At 60.5% G+C, this 21,764-nt stretch carries 23 protein-coding genes; 9 read left to right on the forward strand and 14 right to left on the reverse strand.

Annotated elements, in window-relative coordinates:
* The first annotated feature begins 44 nt into the window (after positions 1–44).
* The gene (locus tag PG5_RS11810; RefSeq protein WP_020797352.1) at positions 45–899 is read left to right on the forward strand and encodes a sulfurtransferase; all 855 of its coding nucleotides are present in this window, start codon (positions 45–47) and stop codon (positions 897–899) included.
* Between the two features lie 124 nt (positions 900–1,023).
* Here the strand turns inward: PG5_RS11810 and PG5_RS11815 are convergent, their stop codons facing one another.
* The 7 genes from PG5_RS11815 to PG5_RS11845 form a co-directional block, all read right to left on the reverse strand.
* Positions 1,024–1,854 (reverse strand): AraC family transcriptional regulator, encoded by an 831-nt coding sequence (locus PG5_RS11815; RefSeq protein WP_020797353.1) that lies wholly within the window; start codon positions 1,852–1,854, stop codon positions 1,024–1,026.
* 3 nt (positions 1,855–1,857) lie between these two features.
* Complete coding sequence (locus PG5_RS11820; protein WP_033043051.1) at positions 1,858–2,853, reverse strand: hydrolase; 996 nt, start codon at positions 2,851–2,853, stop codon at positions 1,858–1,860.
* A 98-nt stretch (positions 2,854–2,951) separates the two neighbouring features.
* Positions 2,952–4,412, reverse strand: a complete 1,461-nt coding sequence (locus PG5_RS11825; protein ID WP_020797355.1) for a pitrilysin family protein — start codon at positions 4,410–4,412, stop codon at positions 2,952–2,954.
* Positions 4,405–5,751 (reverse strand): pitrilysin family protein, encoded by a 1,347-nt coding sequence (locus PG5_RS11830; RefSeq protein WP_020797356.1) that lies wholly within the window; start codon positions 5,749–5,751, stop codon positions 4,405–4,407. Before PG5_RS11830 ends, PG5_RS11825 begins: the two co-directional genes overlap by 8 nt.
* Positions 5,752–5,876: 125 nt before the next feature.
* Positions 5,877–6,479 (reverse strand): 16S rRNA (guanine(966)-N(2))-methyltransferase RsmD, encoded by a 603-nt coding sequence (rsmD, locus tag PG5_RS11835; protein WP_020797357.1) that lies wholly within the window; start codon positions 6,477–6,479, stop codon positions 5,877–5,879.
* On the reverse strand, positions 6,479–7,969 hold the full coding sequence (locus PG5_RS11840) for a pitrilysin family protein (RefSeq protein ID WP_020797358.1): 1,491 nt from the start codon (positions 7,967–7,969) through the stop codon (positions 6,479–6,481). Before PG5_RS11840 ends, rsmD begins: the two co-directional genes overlap by 1 nt.
* Positions 7,962–9,317, reverse strand: a complete 1,356-nt coding sequence (locus PG5_RS11845) for a pitrilysin family protein (protein ID WP_020797359.1) — start codon at positions 9,315–9,317, stop codon at positions 7,962–7,964. The genes PG5_RS11840 and PG5_RS11845 overlap by 8 nt, the downstream gene beginning before the upstream one ends.
* A 343-nt stretch (positions 9,318–9,660) precedes the next feature.
* Here PG5_RS11845 and ftsY point away from each other — a divergent pair, with 343 nt between their 5' ends.
* The 4 genes from ftsY (at position 9,661) to rpoH (ending at position 13,859) form a co-directional block, all read left to right on the forward strand.
* Positions 9,661–11,205: a signal recognition particle-docking protein FtsY gene (gene ftsY / locus PG5_RS11855; protein WP_020797360.1), complete on the forward strand. Its 1,545-nt coding sequence runs from the start codon at positions 9,661–9,663 to the stop codon at positions 11,203–11,205.
* Entirely contained in the window at positions 11,202–11,873 is a 672-nt protein-coding gene (gene ftsE / locus PG5_RS11860; RefSeq protein ID WP_008065082.1) for a cell division ATP-binding protein FtsE, read from the forward strand. Before ftsY ends, ftsE begins: the two co-directional genes overlap by 4 nt.
* On the forward strand, positions 11,870–12,892 hold the full coding sequence (ftsX, locus tag PG5_RS11865; RefSeq protein WP_020797361.1) for a permease-like cell division protein FtsX: 1,023 nt from the start codon (positions 11,870–11,872) through the stop codon (positions 12,890–12,892). The genes ftsE and ftsX overlap by 4 nt, the downstream gene beginning before the upstream one ends.
* A 112-nt stretch (positions 12,893–13,004) precedes the next feature.
* Entirely contained in the window at positions 13,005–13,859 is an 855-nt protein-coding gene (gene rpoH, locus PG5_RS11870; RefSeq protein WP_008065085.1) for an RNA polymerase sigma factor RpoH, read from the forward strand.
* Positions 13,860–14,074: 215 nt separating this feature from the next.
* Here rpoH and mtgA read toward each other — a convergent pair whose 3' ends face one another.
* A complete protein-coding gene (gene mtgA / locus PG5_RS11875; RefSeq protein WP_020797363.1) occupies positions 14,075–14,797 on the reverse strand; it encodes a monofunctional biosynthetic peptidoglycan transglycosylase in 723 nt (240 codons plus the stop codon).
* 74 nt (positions 14,798–14,871) lie between these two features.
* Here mtgA and PG5_RS11880 point away from each other — a divergent pair, with 74 nt between their 5' ends.
* The 4 genes from PG5_RS11880 to trmB all read left to right on the forward strand — a co-directional run bounded on the left by PG5_RS11880 (position 14,872) and on the right by trmB (position 17,114).
* A complete protein-coding gene (locus PG5_RS11880; RefSeq protein ID WP_020797364.1) occupies positions 14,872–15,252 on the forward strand; it encodes a DUF423 domain-containing protein in 381 nt (126 codons plus the stop codon).
* Between the two features lie 71 nt (positions 15,253–15,323).
* Entirely contained in the window at positions 15,324–15,524 is a 201-nt protein-coding gene (gene thiS, locus PG5_RS11885) for a sulfur carrier protein ThiS (protein WP_007953386.1), read from the forward strand.
* Positions 15,525–15,584: 60 nt separating this feature from the next.
* The gene (locus PG5_RS11890; protein WP_020797366.1) at positions 15,585–16,379 is read left to right on the forward strand and encodes a thiazole synthase; all 795 of its coding nucleotides are present in this window, start codon (positions 15,585–15,587) and stop codon (positions 16,377–16,379) included.
* Between the two features lie 9 nt (positions 16,380–16,388).
* Positions 16,389–17,114: a tRNA (guanosine(46)-N7)-methyltransferase TrmB gene (trmB, locus tag PG5_RS11895; RefSeq protein ID WP_020797367.1), complete on the forward strand. Its 726-nt coding sequence runs from the start codon at positions 16,389–16,391 to the stop codon at positions 17,112–17,114.
* 141 nt (positions 17,115–17,255) lie between these two features.
* Here trmB and PG5_RS11900 read toward each other — a convergent pair whose 3' ends face one another.
* The 6 genes from PG5_RS11900 to PG5_RS11925 are packed head-to-tail and all read right to left on the reverse strand — an operon-like array spanning position 17,256 to position 21,612.
* Positions 17,256–17,579 (reverse strand): DUF3392 domain-containing protein, encoded by a 324-nt coding sequence (locus PG5_RS11900; protein WP_020797368.1) that lies wholly within the window; start codon positions 17,577–17,579, stop codon positions 17,256–17,258.
* Positions 17,580–17,588: 9 nt separating this feature from the next.
* On the reverse strand, positions 17,589–18,794 hold the full coding sequence (gene hemW, locus PG5_RS11905) for a radical SAM family heme chaperone HemW (RefSeq protein WP_042955344.1): 1,206 nt from the start codon (positions 18,792–18,794) through the stop codon (positions 17,589–17,591).
* Positions 18,791–19,387 (reverse strand): RdgB/HAM1 family non-canonical purine NTP pyrophosphatase, encoded by a 597-nt coding sequence (gene rdgB, locus PG5_RS11910; RefSeq protein WP_020797370.1) that lies wholly within the window; start codon positions 19,385–19,387, stop codon positions 18,791–18,793. Before rdgB ends, hemW begins: the two co-directional genes overlap by 4 nt.
* Entirely contained in the window at positions 19,384–19,818 is a 435-nt protein-coding gene (locus PG5_RS11915) for a DUF4426 domain-containing protein (protein ID WP_020797371.1), read from the reverse strand. Before PG5_RS11915 ends, rdgB begins: the two co-directional genes overlap by 4 nt.
* Before the next feature lie 26 nt (positions 19,819–19,844).
* On the reverse strand, positions 19,845–20,465 hold the full coding sequence (gene metW, locus PG5_RS11920) for a methionine biosynthesis protein MetW (protein ID WP_008063505.1): 621 nt from the start codon (positions 20,463–20,465) through the stop codon (positions 19,845–19,847).
* Between the two features lie 7 nt (positions 20,466–20,472).
* Positions 20,473–21,612 (reverse strand): homoserine O-acetyltransferase, encoded by a 1,140-nt coding sequence (locus tag PG5_RS11925; RefSeq protein WP_020797372.1) that lies wholly within the window; start codon positions 21,610–21,612, stop codon positions 20,473–20,475.
* Positions 21,613–21,764: the final 152 nt, after the last annotated feature.

Consider the following 21,764-nt stretch of genomic DNA (forward strand, 5'->3'; position numbering starts at 1 on the left):
ACGAATGCAGCAGGATCGAAAACAGCCCATCACAGGAGCCCGTTATGCCCATTGCGCAACTGATCAGCCCGCAAGCACTGGACCTGAAAAAGGATCAGCCGGGGTTGGTGATTCTTGATTGTCGTTTTGCTCTCGAAGACCCGGATTACGGCCAGCGCAGCTACGCACAAGGGCACATCGCCGGCTCGTCTTTTGCCGATCTTGAGCGCGACCTGAGTGGCAAAGTGGTCAAGGGGGTGACCGGGCGCCATCCATTACCCGAGCCGGCGGACTTGATCGAACGCCTGCAGGCGTGGGGCATCAACGCCGACAGCGAAGTGGTTTTGTACGACGACGGTCCGGGTGCCTTTGCAGCGCGGGCCTGGTGGTTGCTGGCCTGGTTGGGCAAGCGTGACGGCGTGTTTATCCTCGACGGCGGGCTTAAGGCCTGGCACGCGGCGGGCTTGCCCCTGAGCCTGGACCCACCGTCGAGTAGCCGCGGCACATTTACCGGAGTGCCGGACAACGCGCTGATCCTCAGTGCCGAGCAGTTGCAGGAGCGCCTGGCCCAACCCGCGCTGACCTTGCTCGATGCCCGTGCCCTGCCACGCTTCAAGGGCGAGGTTGAACCGATCGACCCGATTGCCGGCCACATTCCTGGTGCGCAATGTGCGGCCTTCACCGACAACTTGGGCAGCGACGGGCGTTTCCTGCCAGCCGATCAGCTCAAGCAGCGGTTTGCCGCAAAACTCGGCGAGCGCTCGCCGGCCGATCTGGTGGCGTATTGCGGTTCCGGTGTGACGGCGTGCCATAACCTGTTCGCCCTGTGCCTGGCGGGTTATCCGTTGGGGTCGTTGTATGCCGGGTCGTGGAGTGAGTGGATCAATGATCCTGCGCGGGGCGTTGCCATCGGCGAATAAGCCCTACCCCCTGTGGGAGCGAGCCTGCTCGCGAAAGCGAAATATCCGCCGACTGATAAGTTGATTGACACACCGCTTTCGCGAGCAGGCTCGCTCCCACAGGGGTAACGGGTTTTCTTGAGCGTTAATAAAGGCGCGCGCTGCGATACGCTCCAGGTCCAACCCCATACACCTGCTTGAACTGCCGGCTCAGATGACTCTGGTCGGCAAACCCCAGCTGTGTCGCGACGTCCAGCGGCAAACAACCACCCTGCAGCAACGCCCGCGCCCGAGCGATGCGTTGCTGCATCAGCCATGTGTGTGGCGGCATGCCGGTGGCGCGGCGGAACACCCGTGCGAAGTGGAAAGGCGACAAGTTCACCGTCGCCGCCAGTTCTTCCAGCGAAGGCGGCGCCGCCAGTTGTGCCTGCAGCAGCTCCTTGGCCAAAGTCACTGCCCGGTGCTCCTTGCCCGGTTTGCCGGCAACGGGAACCGCTGCGTGACGTTGCAGCAGTGACAGCATCAGCTCCCGCCAGGCAGTCTGCTGCTGCAGGGCTGTGGCGGGGCTTTCCAGCAAGCGATGTAACTGACAAAAGCCGTTGACCAGGTCCTGGTCGCGATACAGCGTGGCGCCGAATGCCGGCAGGTGATGGGTCGGCAGTTCCAGCTCGGCCAACAGTGAAAGAATCTGCTCGCTGTCGGGATAAAACGCCCGGTACAACCAGCCGTCTTCCGTACCCTTGTGGCCTGTGTGCAGTTCATCAGGGTTGATCAGCACCAGTGTGCCACTGCCTGCCAGGTGTTCGGCACCGCGATAGCGGTAACGCTGGGCGCCGGCCATGATCATGCCGATCACATAGCCATCATGCACATGGGGGGCGAAACGGTGATCGATGTAGCGTGCCGACAACAGCTCGATCCCGGCCAACGGCGCCGTTTGCCAGAAGTGGATGGACTCGCCCTGGGTGTTGCCCATGGCCTAGCCGCGTCCCACGGTAGTCAGCCACTGCGGAATGCGCCGCTCCAGGTAGTACCCTGGTTGGCGGAACGAGCCATCGACAAATCCGACATGCCCGCCCCGGGCCTGCAATTCGAATTGCGTGCAGGCTGACAACTCGTCAGCCTGCGGCAGGCTGTGGGGAAAAACGAAGGGGTCATCGGCAGCCTGAATGATCAGGGTGGGTGTACAGATTTCGCCGAGGAAGTAGCGGCTCGATGCGCGACGATAGTAGTCCTGGGCATCCGCGAAACCATTGAGGGGCGCGGTCACCCGGCCATCGAAATCCCAGAACGTGCGCATGTTTTCCAGCGAGCCCAGCGCAGCGAGTGCCGCGAGACCCTCCTCGCGCCCGTCATGCTGAAACTGGCGTTGCTTGTTCTTGATGTAGGCCAGCATCTCGCGCATGAAATGCGCCTGATAGACCTTGGAGAAACCCTGGCCGATGCGGTCGGCGCACTGGTCCAGGCGAAACGGCACCGACACCGCCACCGCGCCGAGCACGCCGCTGGCACTGCCGGTTTCGCCCAGATGCTTGAGCAGCACATTGCCGCCCAGGGAATAACCGACGGCGTACAACGGTGCGAGTGGACGCTTTGCCCGCAGGTGCCTGATGGTTTCGGCCAGGTCTTCACTGGCGCCGGAATGATAGCTGCGCGGCAACAGATTGGGTTCGCCGGAGCAGCCGCGCCAGTTCAGCGCGACACTGGCCCAGCCCTGGTCGCCCAGCGCTTTCTGTATGCCGGCAACATAAGGTGAATTCGACGAACCGGTCAGTCCGTGCAACACCAGGACCAGAGGCGCATCGACAGTGTGCGGGCCATGCCAGTCAAGATCGAGGAAGTCGCCATCCTCGAGCCACAGGCGTTCACGCTCGCGTTGCAGGTGGGTGGTTTTGCGCCACAGCGGCCCCCACAAGGTCTGCAAGTGCGGATTGCCGAGGCCGAAGGCTGGTCTGAAGGCGGGCGGTTCAGTGATCGTGTGGCGGGGTTGCACATCCGTTCTCGTTAAAGGTCTTCGTGAAACCGCACAATGACGCGGCCGGCTTGCGCCGCGACCGCGTCGTCATGGGAAATCTAACTTGCCACAATCTCGTCGGTTTCGCGACAGATGCCATTGGCCGCACTTTCCATAGGGGCTGGTAGCGGTTGCTGGTCGGCCTTGGGCCCCAGGATGACTGTGCTCCATTGCTCGCTGTCGAGATGTCGGATAAGTGCGTTCTTGACCGATGCGAGGTCCAATGCCAAGGCTTTTTCAGTGGAAAAGTCGAGGCTCAATGGTAAGTCGTTGACAGCGATGTCGCGCAGCTGCCCCACGATCTGTGTATTGGTGGTGCTGTTCAATGGCGCGCTGCCGGCCAGTCGCGTTTTGGTGTCATCGAGTTCTTCCTGGGTGGGGCCGTGGATCAGGAAGTCACGAGACATCTCCTTGATTTTTGTCATTACCCCATCGGCGACTTCCGGTCTGGTCTGCAGCTCGATTGTCATGATGCCTTGCGCCTGAAGGGTAGAAAGCCCGGCTTGAACGTCATAAGTGAGACCACGAAGCTCACGAAGTTCATGCATCAGCCGATTTGTGAAAATCTGGCTCGCCATCTGCAATGCAACATAGTCTGGACTGGCGCGCAGGACGCCTGGCTGGGCAAGGCGCACGTAAGCCTGGTTCGTTGGCCTTTGCAGCTGCAGAAAACCTGGAGAGGCGGGACTGTCCGGGGCTTTGATCGTGGCAACGGTGGGTCCCAGGGGTAATGCACTGGAAATCTGTGCGCCAATGCGCTGGGCTTCGTCCTCCGTAAGGTCGCCGACCAGCGTTATCATCGCGTTGCCTGCTGCGTACCCGTGGCGGTGGAAGTCCTGGACCTGATTGTGGGTGATGGCGGCAAGACCGTCCCTGGTCCCATACACGGACTGTACATAACCGTGTCCGGGGGACAGCAATCCCTGTAGGGCTTTATTGGCCTGGTAAGCATGGGACTGGTCCTCAGTGTCGAGGAAGTGCAGTAGCTGGGACTTCGCCACAGGCAGGGACTGTTCCGGCAATGAAGGTTTGCCAAGCATCTGGGCAAACAGCGCCAAGGCAGGAACACGTTGGGCTTCATCGCTCAAGCTGCGCAAGGAAAAGTTGGCCCGATCCTGAGTGATACCCATGCCCAGTCTGGCTCCCAGTTGGTCGAAGCTTTCCAGAATGGCATTGAGGTCCTTGCCATCCACGCCTTCATTCAAAAGGCTGTAGGTCAGGGCTGCCAGGCCAGGTTGATGGGGGGTGTGAGCGCTGCCGGCGGCAAAGCTGACATGCACGTCGAACATGGGCAGGCCGGGGGTGCGAATGAACAGGACCTTGGTTCCGGAAAGGGTCTTGTATCCCTTGATCGGTAGCGACCGCGCAACCGATTGGGCCTGAGGCTCATTCAGTGATTGCAACATGACTTTTTGTGGTGCGGTCATTGTGGTGGCAACAGCCGTAAGCGCCTGCCCGCTCATCAGCATGCCAGACAGTATTAGCCATATGCCTTTCATGAAGGGTGTGAACTTATCCATTGTTCTTCTCCGGCAGGATCCGGGCGATGCTCATCCGTTCGCGTGTCAGGTAAGTGATTGCAGCGTTTTGAATATCCAGGGGAGTGATCTTGTTCAGCTCATCCGTGTCCTGATCCGCCAACTGCCAGTCGAGGCCAATACTTTCCAGCAGGCCGAGTGTACTGGCTTGGCCTTCCAGATCATCTTGTGCATAAACCGTGTTGGCGATCAGGATGGTTTTGGCCCGATCCAGTTCGGCCTTTTCCGGTGCCTTGCCTTTCAGTTCATCAATCGTTTGCCACAGGCGCGCAAGTGCCTGGTCTGGACTCGTGACCTTGTCGAGGTTGAGTTGAGTGCTGATGGTCAGCAACGAATCGCCGCGAGTGAAGGCGTCGTACCCTGACTGGACCTCGGAAAATATCGCTTCGCCAAACTGCAGTTGCTGTTTGATTCGTGCACTGTTGGAACCTGCCAACAGGATTTCGAGCAGGCGCAGGGCATGAGCGGTCCCGCGCTCTTGCGCAGTGGCCAGGCCAGGAATGTTGAAACTCATGATGAGCTGCGGAGCCGATATCGGGGCGTACAGGGTCAACGACCTTTCGCCGGGTGTGGACAATTCGACAGGTACGACGGCAACCGGCGTCGTGCGTCGATCCAGGTGATCGAAGTATTTCTGTGCCAACGCCTTGACTCCGTCAGGGGTGACATTGCCAACGACCACCAGCGTCGCATTGTTGGGTGCGTACCAGGCCTGGTACCACTGCTGCAGTTGAAGGGCCTCCAGCCGCTGCAGGTCGTGCATCCAGCCTATGACCGGGGTGCGATAGGCGCTGCTCAGGTAGGCGAGGCTTTCCAGGCGTTCGAAGCTCAGGGCTGAAACATGGTCTTCGATACTATTGCGACGCTCCTGCTTTATAACCTCCAGCTCCGTGGTGAAATCTTGCTCACGCAACCTGGCCGTACTCATCAGGTCGGCCATGATTTCGAACGCAACAGCCAGCCTACCGGGGGCAAGTGTCTGGTAATAGACGGTGTAGTCCTTACCGGTAAATGCGTTTTCGTTGGCCCCGAGTTTCTCCAGTATTGCGGGAAACTCTCCGGCGCAGGCTTTGCTGCTGCCTTTGTAGACCATGTGCTCGAGGGCGTGGGACAGGCCGGACTGGCCAGGCGTTTCGTAGCTTGAACCGACTTTCAGCCAGAGTTGGGCGGTGACGGCTGCAGATCGATGATCTTCACGCACGACAACCTTAAGTCCATTGTCCAGGGTGAAAGCTTGAGTCAAAGGGGGTGATGCGGCGACAGCCAAGAGCGGCAGCCACCCGATAAAGAGCAACAGACATGTGCTGCAGGAGATGTTCATCCGTGTACATCCTCAGTGGTTTGCAGGTATTTGCACAAACCACTGTGGATTATCTGGAGGGTCGTCTGGCGGTAACTATGTAGCGCGTATTCAGGGTAATTGCGGGGCGGTCATGTCACAGGGATTCAGGCGCTGCGTTGCCACAACGAGTAGTAGACACGTCCGGACTTCTGCTCCCGGTGCAGGCGCCAGTTCTCAGGCAGGCCGAGGGTCGAGGGTGCGCTTTCGCTTTCGGTGTACACCCAGGCATCTTCGGCCAGCCACTGGCGCTCTTCTAGCAGCGTGCAAACGGCGGGCAGCAAGTTCTGGTTGAACGGCGGGTCAAGGAACACCAGGTCGTAGGCAATCGCTGGCTGGGTTTCCAGATAACGCAGGGCATCGGCGGTCTGGACCTGGCCGGTGGTGCAACGCAGCGTGCCCAGGTGCTCCTTGAGGCTGGACACCGCAAGGCTGCTGGCATCCAGTGCCTGGCCCATGGCTGCGCCACGGGACAATGCTTCGAGAAACAGCGCGCCGCTGCCGGTGAACGGATCGAGCACCTTGGCGCCCGGGACGTAGGGTGCGAGCCAGTTGAACAGGGTTTCACGCACCCGGTCCGGCGTCGGGCGCAGGCCTGGAGCGTCGGGGAAGCTCAGTTTGCGGCTGCGCCATTCGCCGCCGATGATGCGCAGCTGGTTCACACCGTTATGCACGTTGTGGACAGGTTTTTTCGGGCGAGAAGTGGCCATTAATGCTCCGGAACCCCGAGCGGTTGCTCGGCGGGTTTATCAGTAGGGGCCGGCAACGGCTTTTGCGGCACGGTTGGGCCAGCGCTGACGATGACCAGCTTGTCCGTACTCAGGTGTTTGTTCATTGCTGTCTTGACCTGCTCGACGGTCAGGTTCTGCGACTGCTGCATGAAGTCTTCCAGATGACTGAGTGGCAAGCCATAGAAGCCAATCGCGCCCAACTGGCCGACGATATCGGCGTTGCTGGCGGTGGACAGCGGGAAGCTGCCAGCCAGTTCGCGCTTGGCGTCGTCGAGCTCTTTTTCGGTCGGGCCGGTCTTGAGGTAGTCGGCGAGTACATCCTGCACCAGTTTCAGGGTGCCTTCGCTCATTTCGGCGCGGGTCTGCAGGTTGATCATGAACGGGCCGCGTGCCTGCATCGGGCTGAAACCTGAGTACACACCATACGCCAGGCCACGCTTTTCGCGCACTTCGCTCATCAGTCGAGTACCAAAACCGCCACCACCGAGGATCTGGTTGCCCATGGACAGTGCCGCGTAATCCGGATCGTCGCGGTCGATGCCCAGTTGCGCGAGCATCAGGTTGGTTTGCTTGGACGGGAACTCGATATGGCCGATGCTGGCCTTGGGTTCGGCGGGTTGCTCGATCTTCGGCAGGGCCGGACCTTTGGGCAGGGCGGCCGATACCTGCGCGGCAATGGCTTCGGCTTCGGCGCGGGACAGGTCGCCGACCAGCGCGATCACCACGTTGCCTGCGGCATAGGCTTTCTGGTGGAACGCGCGCAGTTGCGCAAGGGTGACGGCCGGAACGGTATGCGCCGTGCCATCGCTGGCGTGCGCGTAAGGGTGATTACCGTACAAACGGTTCATCAACTCGAGGCTGGCGAGTTTGCCGGGGTTCTGTTTCTGGTATTCGAAACCGGCGAGCATCTGGTTCTTGATGCGGGTAAACGAGTCGGCGGGGAAGGTCGGTTTGCCGACCACTTCGGCGAACAGCTTCAAGGCCGGTTCACGTTTGTCCGCGGCGCTGAGACTACGCAGCGAGGCAACCGCCATGTCTTTGTAGGCACCGTTGCCGAAATCGGCCCCCAGGCCTTCGAAGCCCTGGGCAATGGCGCTGACATCCTTGCCAGCCACGCCTTCATTAAGCATGGCGTTGGTCAGTAGCGCCAGGCCCGGAGCGTCACCGTCCTGGCTGCTGCCGGCGGCAAAGATCAGGCGCATGTCGAACATCGGCAGCTCACGGGCTTCGACGAATAACACCTTGGCGCCTTCTGCAGTGTTCCAGGTCTGCACATCGAGCTTACGGTGGCTCGGGGCCTTGCCGTTGAGTTCGGTCAACGACTGCAGCTTCTGGCTGGCCTTGGCCTTGTCCAGCGCTTCGCTGGCATTGGACGGGTCGGTCTTGGAAAAATAGAACGCGGCCGACCCGATCAGGGCGACAGCGATCAAGCCAAGCAGGGCCAAGCGCGGTTTTTTAGGCTCACTCATGAGTCGTCTCCTCCGGCAGAACATGGGCGACGCTGAGACGTTCGCGGGTGAAATACAGCTTGGCGGCGTCCTGGATATCTTGCGGTGTCACGCTTTCCAGTTCGGCGAGTTCGGTGTCCATCAGTTTCCACGACAGGCCGACGGTTTCCAGCTGGCCGATGGCGGTGGCCTGGCTGGTGATCGAGTCGCGCTCGTAGACCAACCCGGCGATGACCTGCGCCCTTACGCGTTCCAGTTCTTCGGCGGTCGGCGCGGTGGTTTTCAGTTGTTCAAGCAGCTTCCACAAGCCGGCTTCGGCCTGGGCGATGGTCTTGTTCTTCTGGCTATTGGGCGTTGCCGACAGGGTAAACAGGCTGTCGCCGCGGGTGTAGGCGTCGTAACTCGACGAGCCGCCGGACACCAATTCTTCGCCACGCTCCAATTGAGTCGGAATGCGTCCGCTGTAGCCGCCGTCGAGCAGGGCCGAGATCAGCCGCAGGGCGTTGACCAGGCGCTTGTCGTCAGTGGTGGCGATGCTTGGCACGTTGAAGGCCAGCATCAGGCTGGGCAATTGGGTCTTCACATGCAGGGTGATCTTGCGTTCACCGGGCTCGGCCAGTTCCAGCGGAATCTTCGCCGACGGCACCTCACGCCGGGCGATCGGACCGAAGTAGCGCTGGGCCAGGGTCTTGACCTCGTCCGGCGTCACGTCGCCGACCACCACCAGCGTGGCGTTGTTGGGCACGTACCAGGATTGGTACCAATGACGCAGCTCTTCGACTTTCATGCGGTCCAGGTCTGCCATCCAGCCAATGGTCGGCGTGTGATAGCCGCTGGCCGGGTATGCCATGGCCTTGAAGCGCTCGTAAGCCTTGGACATGGGTTTGTCGTCTGTGCGCAGGCGCCGCTCTTCCTTGATGACTTCGATCTCGCGAGCGAACTCGTCGGGCGGCAGGCGCAGGCTGGCCATGCGATCGGCCTCCAGTTCGAAGGCTACGCCCAGGCGGTCGCGGGCCAGGACCTGGTAATAGGCCGTGAAATCGTCGCTGGTGAAGGCGTTTTCTTCGGCGCCGAGGTCGCGCAGGATCAGCGACGCTTCGCCAGGGCCGACTTTTTCGCTGCCCTTGAACATCATGTGTTCCAGGGCATGGGACAGGCCGGTCTGGCCGGGCGTCTCGTAGCTGGAGCCAACCTTGTACCAGACTTGGGAAACCACCACCGGGGCGCGATGGTCTTCGCGCACGACGACCTTCAAGCCGTTGTCGAGGGTGAATTCGTGGGTCGGTTGCGGGTCGGCCGCAAGGGCCGAAAGGGGCAGGCAAAGTGTGCTGAGCAGCAGGCCTGCAGCGCGGCGGGCTAGGGCATTCATTCGTTTTTAAACCTTTGGGGCTGCCCGCTTGTTCTTAGCTTCAGCGGGCGAGAGGGTGCTAGGATACTGATCCGTTTTACTGGCGGCCACGCCTATCAGGCCTTTACGTTTGATCAGGTTGTTTGGGTTTGCGGCAGTAAGCTGTGGTTTATCAACTAAACTCTGCTTTTTCGCCGATTTTCCGCCATCAGTCCTTAGTGAAATCGTTTTTGCAGGGTGCCTTTTGCACCTCGACAAAATGTTGCGCATGAACAAGCTGGGTCAATCGCAGTCTGTTCTGCATCGAATATTCATTTGCCGGGGCGCCCGTTGGCGCGTCGCTACCGTGAGATAGCCGTCCTCCATGTTTGGTTCCAACGACGACAAGAAGACCCCAGCTGCGGCTGGTGAAAAGAAAAGCCTGTTCGGATGGCTGCGCAAAAAGCCGCAGGAACCCGTCGTCGAACAGCCACAACCACTACCTGAGCCAACGCCCGCGCCGGTAATAAACGCCGAACCTGCGCCGGTTGTGTCGCCGATCGCCGAGCCGGTGCTGCAACCGCTTGTCGAAACAGCGACTGAAGTCGTCGCCGAATTGCCGCTGACCCCGGTCACCGAGCCCTGGTTGACCTTGCCAGTGGCGGAAGAGCCGGTGGCGCTGGTCGAAGATGACTTGGCGCCGCACGTGACACCACCGATTCCGGCGCAGGCGGTTTCTGCGCCTGAGCCGGTTCAGGCACCCGTGGTCGAGCCGGTCGTTGCGCCCGTCGTCGAGGCTGCACCGCCACCCGCGGTCGCTGCATTTGTCCCGCCGGTTGCACCGATTGTCCAGGCGCCAGAGCCTGCACCTGCACCTGCACCTGCACCTGCACCTGCACCTGCACCTGCACCTGCACCTGCACCTGCACCTGTTATTGCTCCTGTTGTCGCTGCCCCTATCGAAGTTCCAGTCGAGCCGGTACGCACCGAAGAAACCAAAGCCGGTTTCTTCGCCCGCCTCAAGCAAGGCCTGTCCAAGACCAGTGCCAGCATCGGCGAAGGCATGGCCAGCCTGTTCCTGGGCAGGAAAGCCATCGATGACGAACTGCTCGATGACCTCGAAACCCGCCTGCTGACCGCCGACGTTGGTGTCGAGGCTACGTCAGTGATCATCCAGCGCCTGACCCAGAAGGTCGCGCGCAAGGAACTGGCCGATGCCGATGCGCTGTACAAATCCCTGCAAGCCGAGCTGGCGGCCATGCTCAAGCCCGTCGAGCAACCGCTGAAAATCACCTCGCAGAACAAGCCTTTCGTGATCCTGGTGGTGGGCGTCAACGGCGCCGGTAAGACCACCACGATCGGCAAGCTGGCGAAGAAACTGCAGCTGGAAGGCAAGAAAGTCATGCTGGCCGCCGGCGACACCTTCCGCGCTGCCGCGGTCGAGCAATTGCAGGTCTGGGGCGAGCGCAACAAGATTCCAGTCATCGCCCAGCACACCGGGGCCGATTCGGCTTCGGTGATCTTCGACGCCGTCCAGGCCGCCAAGGCCCGTGGCATCGATGTGCTGATCGCCGACACCGCCGGTCGCCTGCACACCAAAGACAACCTGATGGAAGAGCTGAAAAAGGTTCGCCGGGTGATCGGCAAGCTCGATGCCGACGCGCCGCACGAGGTGTTGCTGGTGCTCGATGCCGGCACGGGGCAGAACGCCATCAACCAGGCCAAGCAATTCAACCAGACCGTCGAACTGACCGGCCTGGCGCTGACCAAGCTCGACGGGACCGCCAAGGGCGGGGTGATTTTCGCCCTGGCCAAGCAGTTTGGCCTGCCGATCCGCTACATCGGCGTCGGTGAGGGCATCGACGATTTGCGCACTTTTGAAGCTGAACCCTTTGTCCAGGCACTGTTTGCCGAACGGGAGCGTTCATGATTCGTTTCGAACAGGTCGGTAAACGCTACCCGAACGGTCACGTCGGCTTGCATGAGCTGAGCTTTCGAGTCCGTCGGGGCGAATTTTTGTTTGTAACGGGCCATTCCGGTGCCGGCAAGAGCACCTTGCTGCGACTGTTGCTGGCCATGGAGCGTCCGACCAGCGGCAAGCTGCTGCTGGCTGGGCAAGACCTGAGCACCATCAGCAACGCACAGATTCCATTCCTGCGTCGGCAGATCGGCGTGGTGTTCCAGAACCACCAACTGCTATTCGATCGCACGGTGTTCAATAACGTCGCGCTGCCGTTGCAGATCCTCGGTTTGTCCAAGGCCGAAATCGCCAAGCGCGTGGACTCGGCCCTGGAACGCGTGGCGCTGTCGGACAAGACCGACCTGTATCCCGGCGACTTGTCCACCGGTCAGCAACAGCGCGTCGGCATCGCCCGTGCGATCGTCCATCGCCCGGCCCTGCTGCTGGCGGACGAACCGACCGGCAACCTCGACCCGCGTCTGGCGGCGGAAATCATGGGTGTGTTCGAAGACATCAACCGCCTGGGCACCAGCGTGCTGATCGCCAGCCACGACCTGGCCCTGATTGCGCGCATGCGCCATCGCATGCTGACGCTGCAACGCGGCCGATTGATCGGCGATGGGGAGGCCGGCGAATGAGCGCTACTCGCAGTCCAAAGGTTTCCGAGCGCGTGGCCCCCAAGGCCGCCGACCCGCAACCGCAGAAGAAAAAACACGACGACGATGATGGCCCGGATTTCGCCACGCTGTTGCGCGCCTGGATCGAAAGTCATCGCGCCAGCCTGCTCGACAGCTTGCGTCGCCTGGGCAAGCAGCCCATCGGCAGCTTTTTCACCTGCATGGTGATGGCGGTTGCCTTGAGTTTGCCCATGGGCCTGTCACTTTTGCTAAGTAACGTTGAGCGCCTTGGTGGTTCCTGGCAACGCGCGGCGCAGATCTCCCTGTACCTGCAACTCGAGGCCAGCGCGACGGATGGCGAGGCGCTGCGCGAACAGATCAAGGGTATCCCTGGGGTGGCCGATGCCGAATACGTTGGTCGGGACCAGGCGCTGGAAGAGTTCCAGCAGCAGTCGGGACTGGGCGAGGCGCTCAAGGAACTGCCAGAAAACCCGCTGCCTGGCGTGGTATTGGTAACGCCGACCGAGGTCGACAAGCCAGCTCTTGAAGCATTAAGACAAAAACTTTCCGAACTGCCGAAGGTACAACAGGCGCAGCTTGATCTAGTCTGGGTCGAGCGTCTAGCAGCCATCCTCAAGCTGGGCGACCGATTTGTCTTCGGTCTGACCGTGCTTCTGGTTTCTGCATTACTTTTGGTGATAGGCAATACCATTCGTCTTCATATTGAAAACCGCCGCACAGAGATAGAAGTGATTAAACTCGTAGGCGGCACTGACAGCTATGTGCGCAGACCCTTTCTATACATGGGAGCGCTGTATGGTTTCGGTGCGGGGATTCTTTCCTGGGGCGTATTGGCGTTCGGCCTGAACTGGCTGAACGATGCGGTGGTCGGCTTGGCCGGGTTGTACGGCAGTGATTTCGCACTGGCCGGCGTACCGGTTGCCGACGGTCTGTCTCTCTTGCTTGGCGCGGTGCTGTTGGGTTATATCGGTGCATGGATTGCAGTCGCACGTCATCTCAGGGAGCTGGCGCCGAAGTAGAATCTTTTTTGCGCGTATTGACCTTGCAGTTTTTAAGGGAACTTGTCTTTCGGTTTCCGGTCAATTTTCGCAGTGCCAATGGCACGAGTATGTAAGTGGGAGGTTTTTTCGTATGACCAATTCTTTGCAGCCTGCATATGCTCTGGTCCCGGGTGCGAACCTGGAGGCCTATGTGCACACCGTCAACAGCATTCCATTGCTGACGCCGGAGCAGGAGCGTGAACTGGCCGAGAGTCTCTATTATGAGCAGGATCTTGAGGCGGCTCGGCAGATGGTGCTCGCCCACCTGCGTTTTGTCGTACATATCGCCCGTAGCTATTCCGGCTACGGCCTGGCCCAGGCTGACCTGATTCAGGAAGGTAACGTCGGCCTGATGAAGGCCGTGAAGCGCTTCAACCCGGAAATGGGTGTGCGCCTGGTGTCCTTTGCCGTGCACTGGATCAAGGCGGAGATCCACGAATTCATCCTGCGTAACTGGCGGATCGTGAAAGTCGCGACCACCAAGGCCCAGCGCAAGCTGTTCTTCAACCTGCGCAGCCAGAAAAAACGCCTGGCGTGGCTGAACAACGAGGAAGTCCACCGTGTGGCGGAAAGCCTCGGGGTGGAGCCGCGGGAAGTGCGCGAGATGGAAAGTCGCCTGACCGGTCACGACATGGCCTTCGACCCGGCGGCCGAAGCCGATGACGACAGTGCCTTCCAGTCACCGGCCAACTATCTGGAAGACCACCGGTACGACCCGGCCCGTCAGCTGGAAGATGCCGACTGGAGCGACAATTCCAACCACAACCTGCACGAAGCGCTCGAAGTGCTGGACGACCGCAGCCGCGACATCCTCTACCAGCGCTGGCTGGCAGAAGAAAAGTCCACGCTGCACGACCTGGCACAGAAGTACAACGTGTCGGCCGAGCGTATTCGCCAGCTCGAGAAGAGCGCGATGAACAAGCTCAAACTGTCCATCGCCGCGTAACCCGCGCGAAAGGCAATAAAAAACGCCCCGGTCATTGATCGGGGCGTTTTTGTTGGTGCTGCCAATGAATCTACCGCACTGCCAAACCAATGTGGGAGCGAGCCTGCTCGCGAAAGCGTCAAGTCAGCCAGCACAAATTTGAATGATCAATCGCTTTCGCGAGCAGGCTCGCTCCCACAGTGGGGGGCATCAGTGTCCGAAAAAATCGTGATCGTCTATTGTTCCCAAGGTGCCCGACGCGAATCATTGAGCCCCACCAGGTAGCTGTCTCCACCCAACTGACTCATCTGCCGCCGAATCCAGCCCGCACGCCGTGCCACGTAAGCGGTTGGATGGCTGGCACTCCATACTCGCGGATTCGGTAATACGGCCGCCAGCAAGCTCGATTGCTGGCGACTGAGACCTTTTGCGCTGATGCCAAAGTGGTGCCTGGCCGCCGCCTCTGCCCCAAACACCCCGTCATCCCACTCGACGCTGTTGAGGTACACCTCAAGAATCCGCTGCTTGGGCCAGAACACTTCGATCAACCCGGTAAACCAGGCTTCCAGGCCTTTGCGCAGCCAACTGCGGCCGGACCACAGGAACAGGTTTTTCGACACCTGCTGGCTCAGGGTGCTGGCACCCCGGATGGTGCCGCCGAGCTCGTTGTGGGCCAGTGCTTTCTGGATCGCGCCGAAGTCAAAGCCCCAATGCTCGGGAAATTTCTGGTCCTCACCGGCAATCACCGCGACTTTAAGGTCGTCGGAGATTTCATCCCAAGGTTTCCAGGTACGTTGCAGGTCGATGGGCTCGCCATCGAACCAGGATTCGATCTTGCGCTCGACCATCAGCATTGTCCCGGGCGGCGGCACCACGCGGAAAATCAGCACCAACACTACACTGGCACCCATGAACCAGAGCACGGCCTTGGCGAAACGACGGAAATAGATACGCAGCATAGAGATGGCTTGGCCGAACCCGTTGAGCGGGCCATTATACAGACCCTGTGGATCGAGACTGACTGGAGTTCTTCATGCTGCGTGGCTTTTTGATGCTGGCCGCTTTTTTCGGCTTCACCGGTGTCGGTCTCGGGGCGTTTGCCGCCCACGGCCTGAAAAACCGCCTGAGCGCCGAATACCTGGCAATTTTCCATACCGGCGTCACCTATCAACTGGTGCACACCCTGGCATTGCTGGGCGTGGCGTTGCTGGCTACGCAGATCCCGGGTCGCCTCGTTACCTGGGCCGGCGCATCCTTTGCCATCGGCATTGTGCTGTTCTCCGGCAGCCTGTACGTGCTGACGCTGACGGGAGTCAGCAAGCTGGGCATCATCACCCCGTTCGGTGGCCTGGCGTTCCTGATCGGCTGGCTTTGCCTGGGCCTTGCCGCCTGGCGCTTGCCGTTGACCGCTTGACGCTTGTTGCTGACCTTTAGGTCATGATCGGGCTAGAATGCCAGCCCCAAAAAATGATGGCGGCATTCGACATGCGCATTCAGTTGAACGGCGAATCCTTTGAACTGCCCGACGGTGAAACCGTTGCGGCCCTGCTGACCCGTCTGGACCTGACCGGACGCCGGGTGGCGGTCGAACTCAATCTGGATATCGTCCCGCGCAGCCAGCATGCCGATACCACGCTCAACGACGGTGACAATGTCGAAGTCGTGCACGCCATCGGCGGCGGCTAGTCGCCCGGCCTGCAAGGGCACAGAATTCTGCAAGACCCTCACCCTTAAAGAGGATTCCCCATGAGCATCGTTCGCAGCGACAAGCCTTTTGTTCTGGCCGGTCGTACTTACCAGTCGCGTTTGCTGGTGGGTACCGGCAAGTACCGTGACATGGAAGAAACCCGTCAGGCCATCGAGGCCTCGGGTGCCGAGATCGTCACCTTCGCCGTGCGCCGCACCAACCTGGGCCAGATTGAAGGCGAGCCGAACCTGCTCGAAGTGCTGTCGCCGGATCGCTATACCTTCCTGCCAAACACCGCCGGTTGCTACGACGCCATCGAAGCCGTGCGCACCTGCCGTCTGGCCCGTGAGCTGCTCGACGGCCACAATCTGGTCAAGCTGGAAGTGCTGGCCGACCAGAAAACCCTGTTCCCCAACGTGATCGAAACCCTCAAGGCCGCCGAAACGCTGGTCAAGGAAGGCTTCGACGTGATGGTCTACACCAGCGACGACCCGATCATCGCCCGTCAACTGGCGGAAATCGGCTGCATCGCGGTGATGCCGCTTGCCGGCCTGATCGGTTCTGGCCTGGGGATCTGCAACCCGTACAACCTGCAGATCATCCTCGAAGAAGCAAAAATCCCGGTGCTGGTGGATGCCGGTGTCGGTACCGCTTCCGACGCCACTATCGCCATGGAACTGGGCTGCGATGCGGTGCTGATGAACTCGGCCATCGCTCACGCCCAGCAGCCGATCATGATGGCGGAAGCCATGAAACACGCGATCGTCGCAGGCCGCCTGGCCTACCTCGCCGGCCGCATGCCGAAAAAACTCTATGCCAGCGCCTCTTCGCCGCTGGATGGTCTGATCAAGTAAGAGCCTTTGATGACTGAATCGAACGACACGCCAATCCAGACGGAAGAAGGCGACGAGCGCCAACACCGCCGCATCAAGAGTTTCGTGATGCGCGCCGGGCGCATGACCGAAGGCCAGCAACGTGGCCTGGAGCAGGGTGCGCCGCTGTTCGTGCTGCCCCTGGCCGACGCGCCGGTGGACTTCGACCAGGTGTTCGGTCGCTCGGCACCGCGTTCGCTGGAGATCGGCTTCGGCATGGGACATTCGCTGCTGGAAATGGCCGCGGCTTCGCCGGAGCAGGATTTCATCGGCGTCGAGGTTCACCGTCCAGGTGTTGGCGCGCTACTCAATGGCGTATTGACCCAGGGTTTGACCAACCTGCGGGTCTACGATTGCGATGCCATCGAAGTGCTCAACCGCTGCGTGGCCGATAACAGCCTTGATCGCCTGATGCTGTTTTTCCCGGACCCATGGCACAAGAGCCGTCACCACAAGCGTCGTATCGTCCAGGCGTCCTTCGCCGAACTGGTGCGTAGCAAGTTGAAGGTCGGCGGTATCCTGCACATGGCCACCGACTGGGAACCGTACGCCGAGTACATGCTGGAAGTGATGAACGTCGCACCGGGTTACCGCAACCTCGCCGAAGACGGCAAGTGCGTGCCACGCCCGGCCGAGCGCCCAATCACCAAGTTCGAACGCCGTGGCGAACGTCTTGGGCATGGCGTGTGGGATCTGAAGTTCGAAAAGCAGTCCTGATCGACTGAGTCTGTACTGATCGTTCCCACGCTCTGCGTGGGAATGCAGCCCGGGACGCTCTGCGTCCCCTCTAAAGCCGAACGCGGAGCGTCCGTTGAGGCATTCCCACGCAGAGCGTGGGAACGATCAATGACCAGGGAGTCAGCGGCGGTCGGCGACTACGCCGATAAGCACCAGCACCACCAGCAACACCGGCGCCAGGCTGTAATTGTTGAATTGGCTCAAGCCCTTGACGATCCACGGCGTGGCGTAGATCAGCGCCGCACCGCTACCCACCATGCATAGCAACGACATCAGTGGTACGCGCAAGGCGCCGGCGATGCTGCCCAGGCGTTGCTCGACCCAGCCTTTGAAATCCGCACCGAACAGCACCAGCAGGCAACCTACCAGGGCGAGGGCGATTTCCGAGAGATTGCTGCGGCTCCAGCGAGACGCGGTGGCGAGCAGGTCGAGTACCAAATCCATTCGATTTCCTTATGTCAGAAATTTCTGCAGCAAGTCGTTGAGGAAGAGTTGTCCGCGCTCGGTAGCCGCCAGACGTGACGGTTCGACCTGCAACAGGCCGCTTTGTTCGGCTTCGCGACGGCTTTCGGTGAGGCTTTCCAGGGTCATTCCAGTGCGTTCCGGATAAAGCCGCGCCTCGACACCTGCGGTCAGGCGCAGGGCGTTCATCAGGAACTCAAACGGCATTTCTTCATTGCTCAACGCTTTTTCGCCAGCCTGGAAGCGCTTTTTCGGGTTCAGGTAGTCCTTCGGCAGGCGGGTCTTCCAGGTGCGGATAATGCGTCCGTCCGGATGGCTGAGCTTGCCGTGGGCACCGGCACCGATGCCGATGAAGTCGCCAAAGCTCCAGTAATTGAGGTTATGCCGAGCCGGGCGACCCGGCTGGGCATAAGCCGAGACTTCATACTGCGCGTAACCGTGTTCAGCCAACAGCGCCTGCCCGGCTTCCTGGATATCCCATAGGGTGTCGTCTTCCGGCAGCGTCGGGGGCTGGTTCCAGAATACGGTGTTCGGCTCCAGGGTCAGCTGATACCAGGAGAGGTGGGTCGGCTTCAGGGCGATGGCTTGGCGCAAGTCGCTCAGGGCGTCTTCCAGCGATTGATCGGGCAAGCCATGCATCAAGTCAAGGTTGAAGTTATCGAACCCCGCTTGACGAGCCATGCCGGCGGCGCGTACGGCCTCATCACCGTTGTGGATACGACCCAAGGCATTGAGTTTTTCTTGCTGGAAACTCTGGATGCCAATCGACAGCCGATTGATGCCCAGCGCTCGGTAGGCGATGAACTTCTCTTGTTCGAAGGTCCCTGGATTGGCTTCCAGAGTGATCTCGATGTCGCTGGCAAAGGCAATGCGTTGTTCCACGCCTTTGAGCAGGCGACCTAAGGCCTGGGCACTGAACAGGCTGGGCGTGCCGCCACCGAAAAAGATCGAGCTCAGCTCACGGCCGTAGACAGCGTGCAGGTCCTGATCGAGGTCAGCCAGTAATGCGTCGACATACTCTTCTTCCGGGAGCACGGGGCTGGCGGTGTGGGAGTTGAAGTCGCAATAAGGGCACTTACGTACGCACCACGGGATGTGGATGTACAGCGCCAGGGGCGGCAGCACAGGCAGGACGGCCCGAGGCGATTGCGCGGCGCCGCCGAAGATTAGCGACGACGCGGAGGATTCACGGGTCATTTCAAGCCCAGTCGCTGGCGCAGCAGATCCATTGCACGGGCGCGGTGGCTGATCTGGTTCTTGTCGCCCGGATTGAGCTCGGCGCTGGAGCAATCACGCTCCGGCACCCAGAACAAAGGGTCGTAGCCGAAACCGTGCTCGCCGCTGGCCTGGGTCAGGATGCGTCCGTGCCACAGGCCTTCGCAGAGAATCGGCAGCGGATCGTCGGCATGCCGTACCAGCGCCAGCACGCAGACGAATTGCGCGCCACGTTCAGCTTCAGGCACGTCTTTCAACACATCGAGCAGCTTGGCGTTGTTCGCCGCATCGCCCTTGCCATCGGCATAACGCGCCGAGTAGATGCCTGGCGCACCGCCAAGGAAATCCACCGCCAGCCCGGAATCGTCCGCCAGGGCCGGCAGGCCGGAAATGCGCGCGGCATTGCGGGCCTTGAGGATGGCGTTCTCAACGAACGACAGACCGGTTTCTTCAGGCTCCACGCTGCTGAACTCGCCGATCGAGCGCAGCTGCACCGATTCGCCGAGCATGGCCTGGAGTTCCTTGAGTTTGCCGGCGTTATGGCTGGCCAGTACGAGTTGCGTGAAGTTGATCATTCGCCGGGGAAGAGCTCTTGGTTGAAATTGATGGTGTTGATTTTGTCACCGGTCTGCACCTTGATCTCAAAGGTGCGGGTTTCCTGCTGCGGGACCGGGTATTGGGCGATGTAGTAGATCGCGCCTTGCTCGGTAATCTGCCTGAAATTCAGTGGCACGCTTTGGCTGGTCAGATCCTTGACCGTGCCGCTGACTTGGGCCATCTGCGGCTTGCCGTCCTTGAGCACGGAAATGTTGATCACGCCCTGATTCTTGCTACGGGTTAGCTCCGCGGCCTTGGCGATGTCCGGCGTCAGGAACGTGGAGTTGAAGGTGTTGTAGTGCACTGTCACGTCGCCGAATTTTTCCTGACGATCACCTTTGATCGCATCGGCGGCCATGGCCGTGAAGCTCAGGCAAGCAGTAAGAAGAAGCAGCGCTAGACGACCCATGATCGTTCTCCTCGAAATGTGGTGATTCAGACTGCAACCTTGTGGTCTGCAAGCCCCGGGCTGCTGACGCGGTATATACCGATCTCACCTAACAGATTAGGCCAAAGCTTACTGGCCCACCCGTGCCGATGCTGTTGATCCACTGCCAGCCGATCAATGACCTTGGCTTCACGTTCGAGACACAAGGCTTCAAAGTCGGCGAAGGTGCAGAAGTGGATGTTCGGCGTGTTGTACCAGGTGTAGGGCAGGAACTCGGAAACCGGCATCCGGCCCTTGCTCGCCAAGTACCAGCGGCAGCGCCAGTGACCAAAATTCGGGAACGTGATGATGCACTGGCGACCGACGCGCAGCATTTCGTCGAGGATCTTGTCCGGGTAGTGCACCGCTTGCAGCGCCTGGGTCATGACCACGATGTCGAAGCTGTTGCTGGCGAAGTTGCCCAGGCCCTTGTCCAGGTCCTGCTCGATAACGTTGATGCCCTTGGCCACGCACTCGGCAATGTTATCCGCGTCGTTTTCCAGGCCATAGCCGGTGACCTGTTTGTTGTCGCGCAGCCAGGTCAGCAGTTCGCCGTTGCCGCAACCGAGGTCGAGCACGCGGCTGCCCGCGGGGATCCATTCCTGGATGATTTCCAGATCAGCTCTCATGGCTATCTCACAACGTAATGCGGTTCATGTAATTGCCGAACGCCTGCAAGTAGCGCGGAATCGGAATCAGGAAGGCGTCGTGACCTTGCGGCGCGTCGATTTCCAGGTAGCAGACATCCTTGCGTGCGGCCATCAGTGCGTCCACCAGTTCCCGCGAGCGGGCAGGGGAAAAACGCCAGTCGGTGGTGAACGACATCACGCAAAACTTGGCGGTGGCGTTGGCGAAGGTTTTCGCCAGGTCATCGTCGAAGTTGGCCGCCGGATCGAAGTAGTCCAGGGCCTTGGTCATCAACAGGTAGGTGTTGGCGTCGAAACGCCCGGAAAACTCCTCACCCTGATAGCGCAGGTAGCTTTCCACCTGGAACTCGACGCTGTGGAAATCGTAGTTGAGCTTCTCGCTTTTCAGGCCGCGCCCGAATTTCTCGCCCATGGAGTCGTCGGACAGGTAGGTGATGTGCCCAACCATGCGCGCCAGCATCAGCCCGCGCTTGGGGATCACGCCTCGTTCCTGGAACGAACCGCCGTGGAACTCCGGATCGGTGAGGATTGCCTGGCGTGCTACTTCGTTGAAGGCGATATTTTGCGCCGACAGCTTGGGTGCCGAGGCGATGGCCAGGCAGTGGCGGATGCGATCAGGGTAGGTGATGCTCCATTGCATCGCCTGCATGCCGCCGAGGCTGCCGCCGATCACAGCGGCGAATTGCGCGATGCCCAGCCGGTCCGCCAGGCGTGCCTGGCTGTGCACCCAATCTTCAACGGTTAGCACCGGGAAATCGGCACCGAACGGCTTGCCTGTCTCCGGGTTGATGCTGCTCGGGCCGGTGGAGCCATTGCAGCCGCCGAGGTTGTTCAGGCTGACCACGAAGAACTTGTTGGTGTCGATGGGCTTGCCGGGGCCGATGCAGCTGTCCCACCAACCGGGTTTACGGTCGTCGGGGCTGTGATAGCCGGCGGCATGGTGGTGGCCGGACAAGGCGTGGCAGATCAGCACGGCGTTGCTCGCCGTGGCGTTCAGGGTGCCGTAGGTCTCGTAGACCAGGTCATAGGCCGCGAGCGAACGGCCGCAGGCCAACGCCAGGGGTTCGCTGAAGTGCGCCACTTGCGGCGTCACCAGACCAACAGAATCGGGGGGAAAGGCAGCTGGCATCGACCCTGCTCTCGTTGAAATGAGGCGTAAGTCTAAAGACCGCTGCCCATAGCAGCAAGCGACTAGCCGAGATGATCGTTCCCACGCTCTGCGTGGGAATGCAGCCCGTGACGCTCCGCGTCACATCCAGAGCCGGACGCGGAGCGTCCGTT

It is taken from the genome of Pseudomonas sp. G5(2012) (assembly GCF_000408945.1).
Lineage (GTDB): Bacteria > Pseudomonadota > Gammaproteobacteria > Pseudomonadales > Pseudomonadaceae > Aquipseudomonas > Aquipseudomonas umsongensis.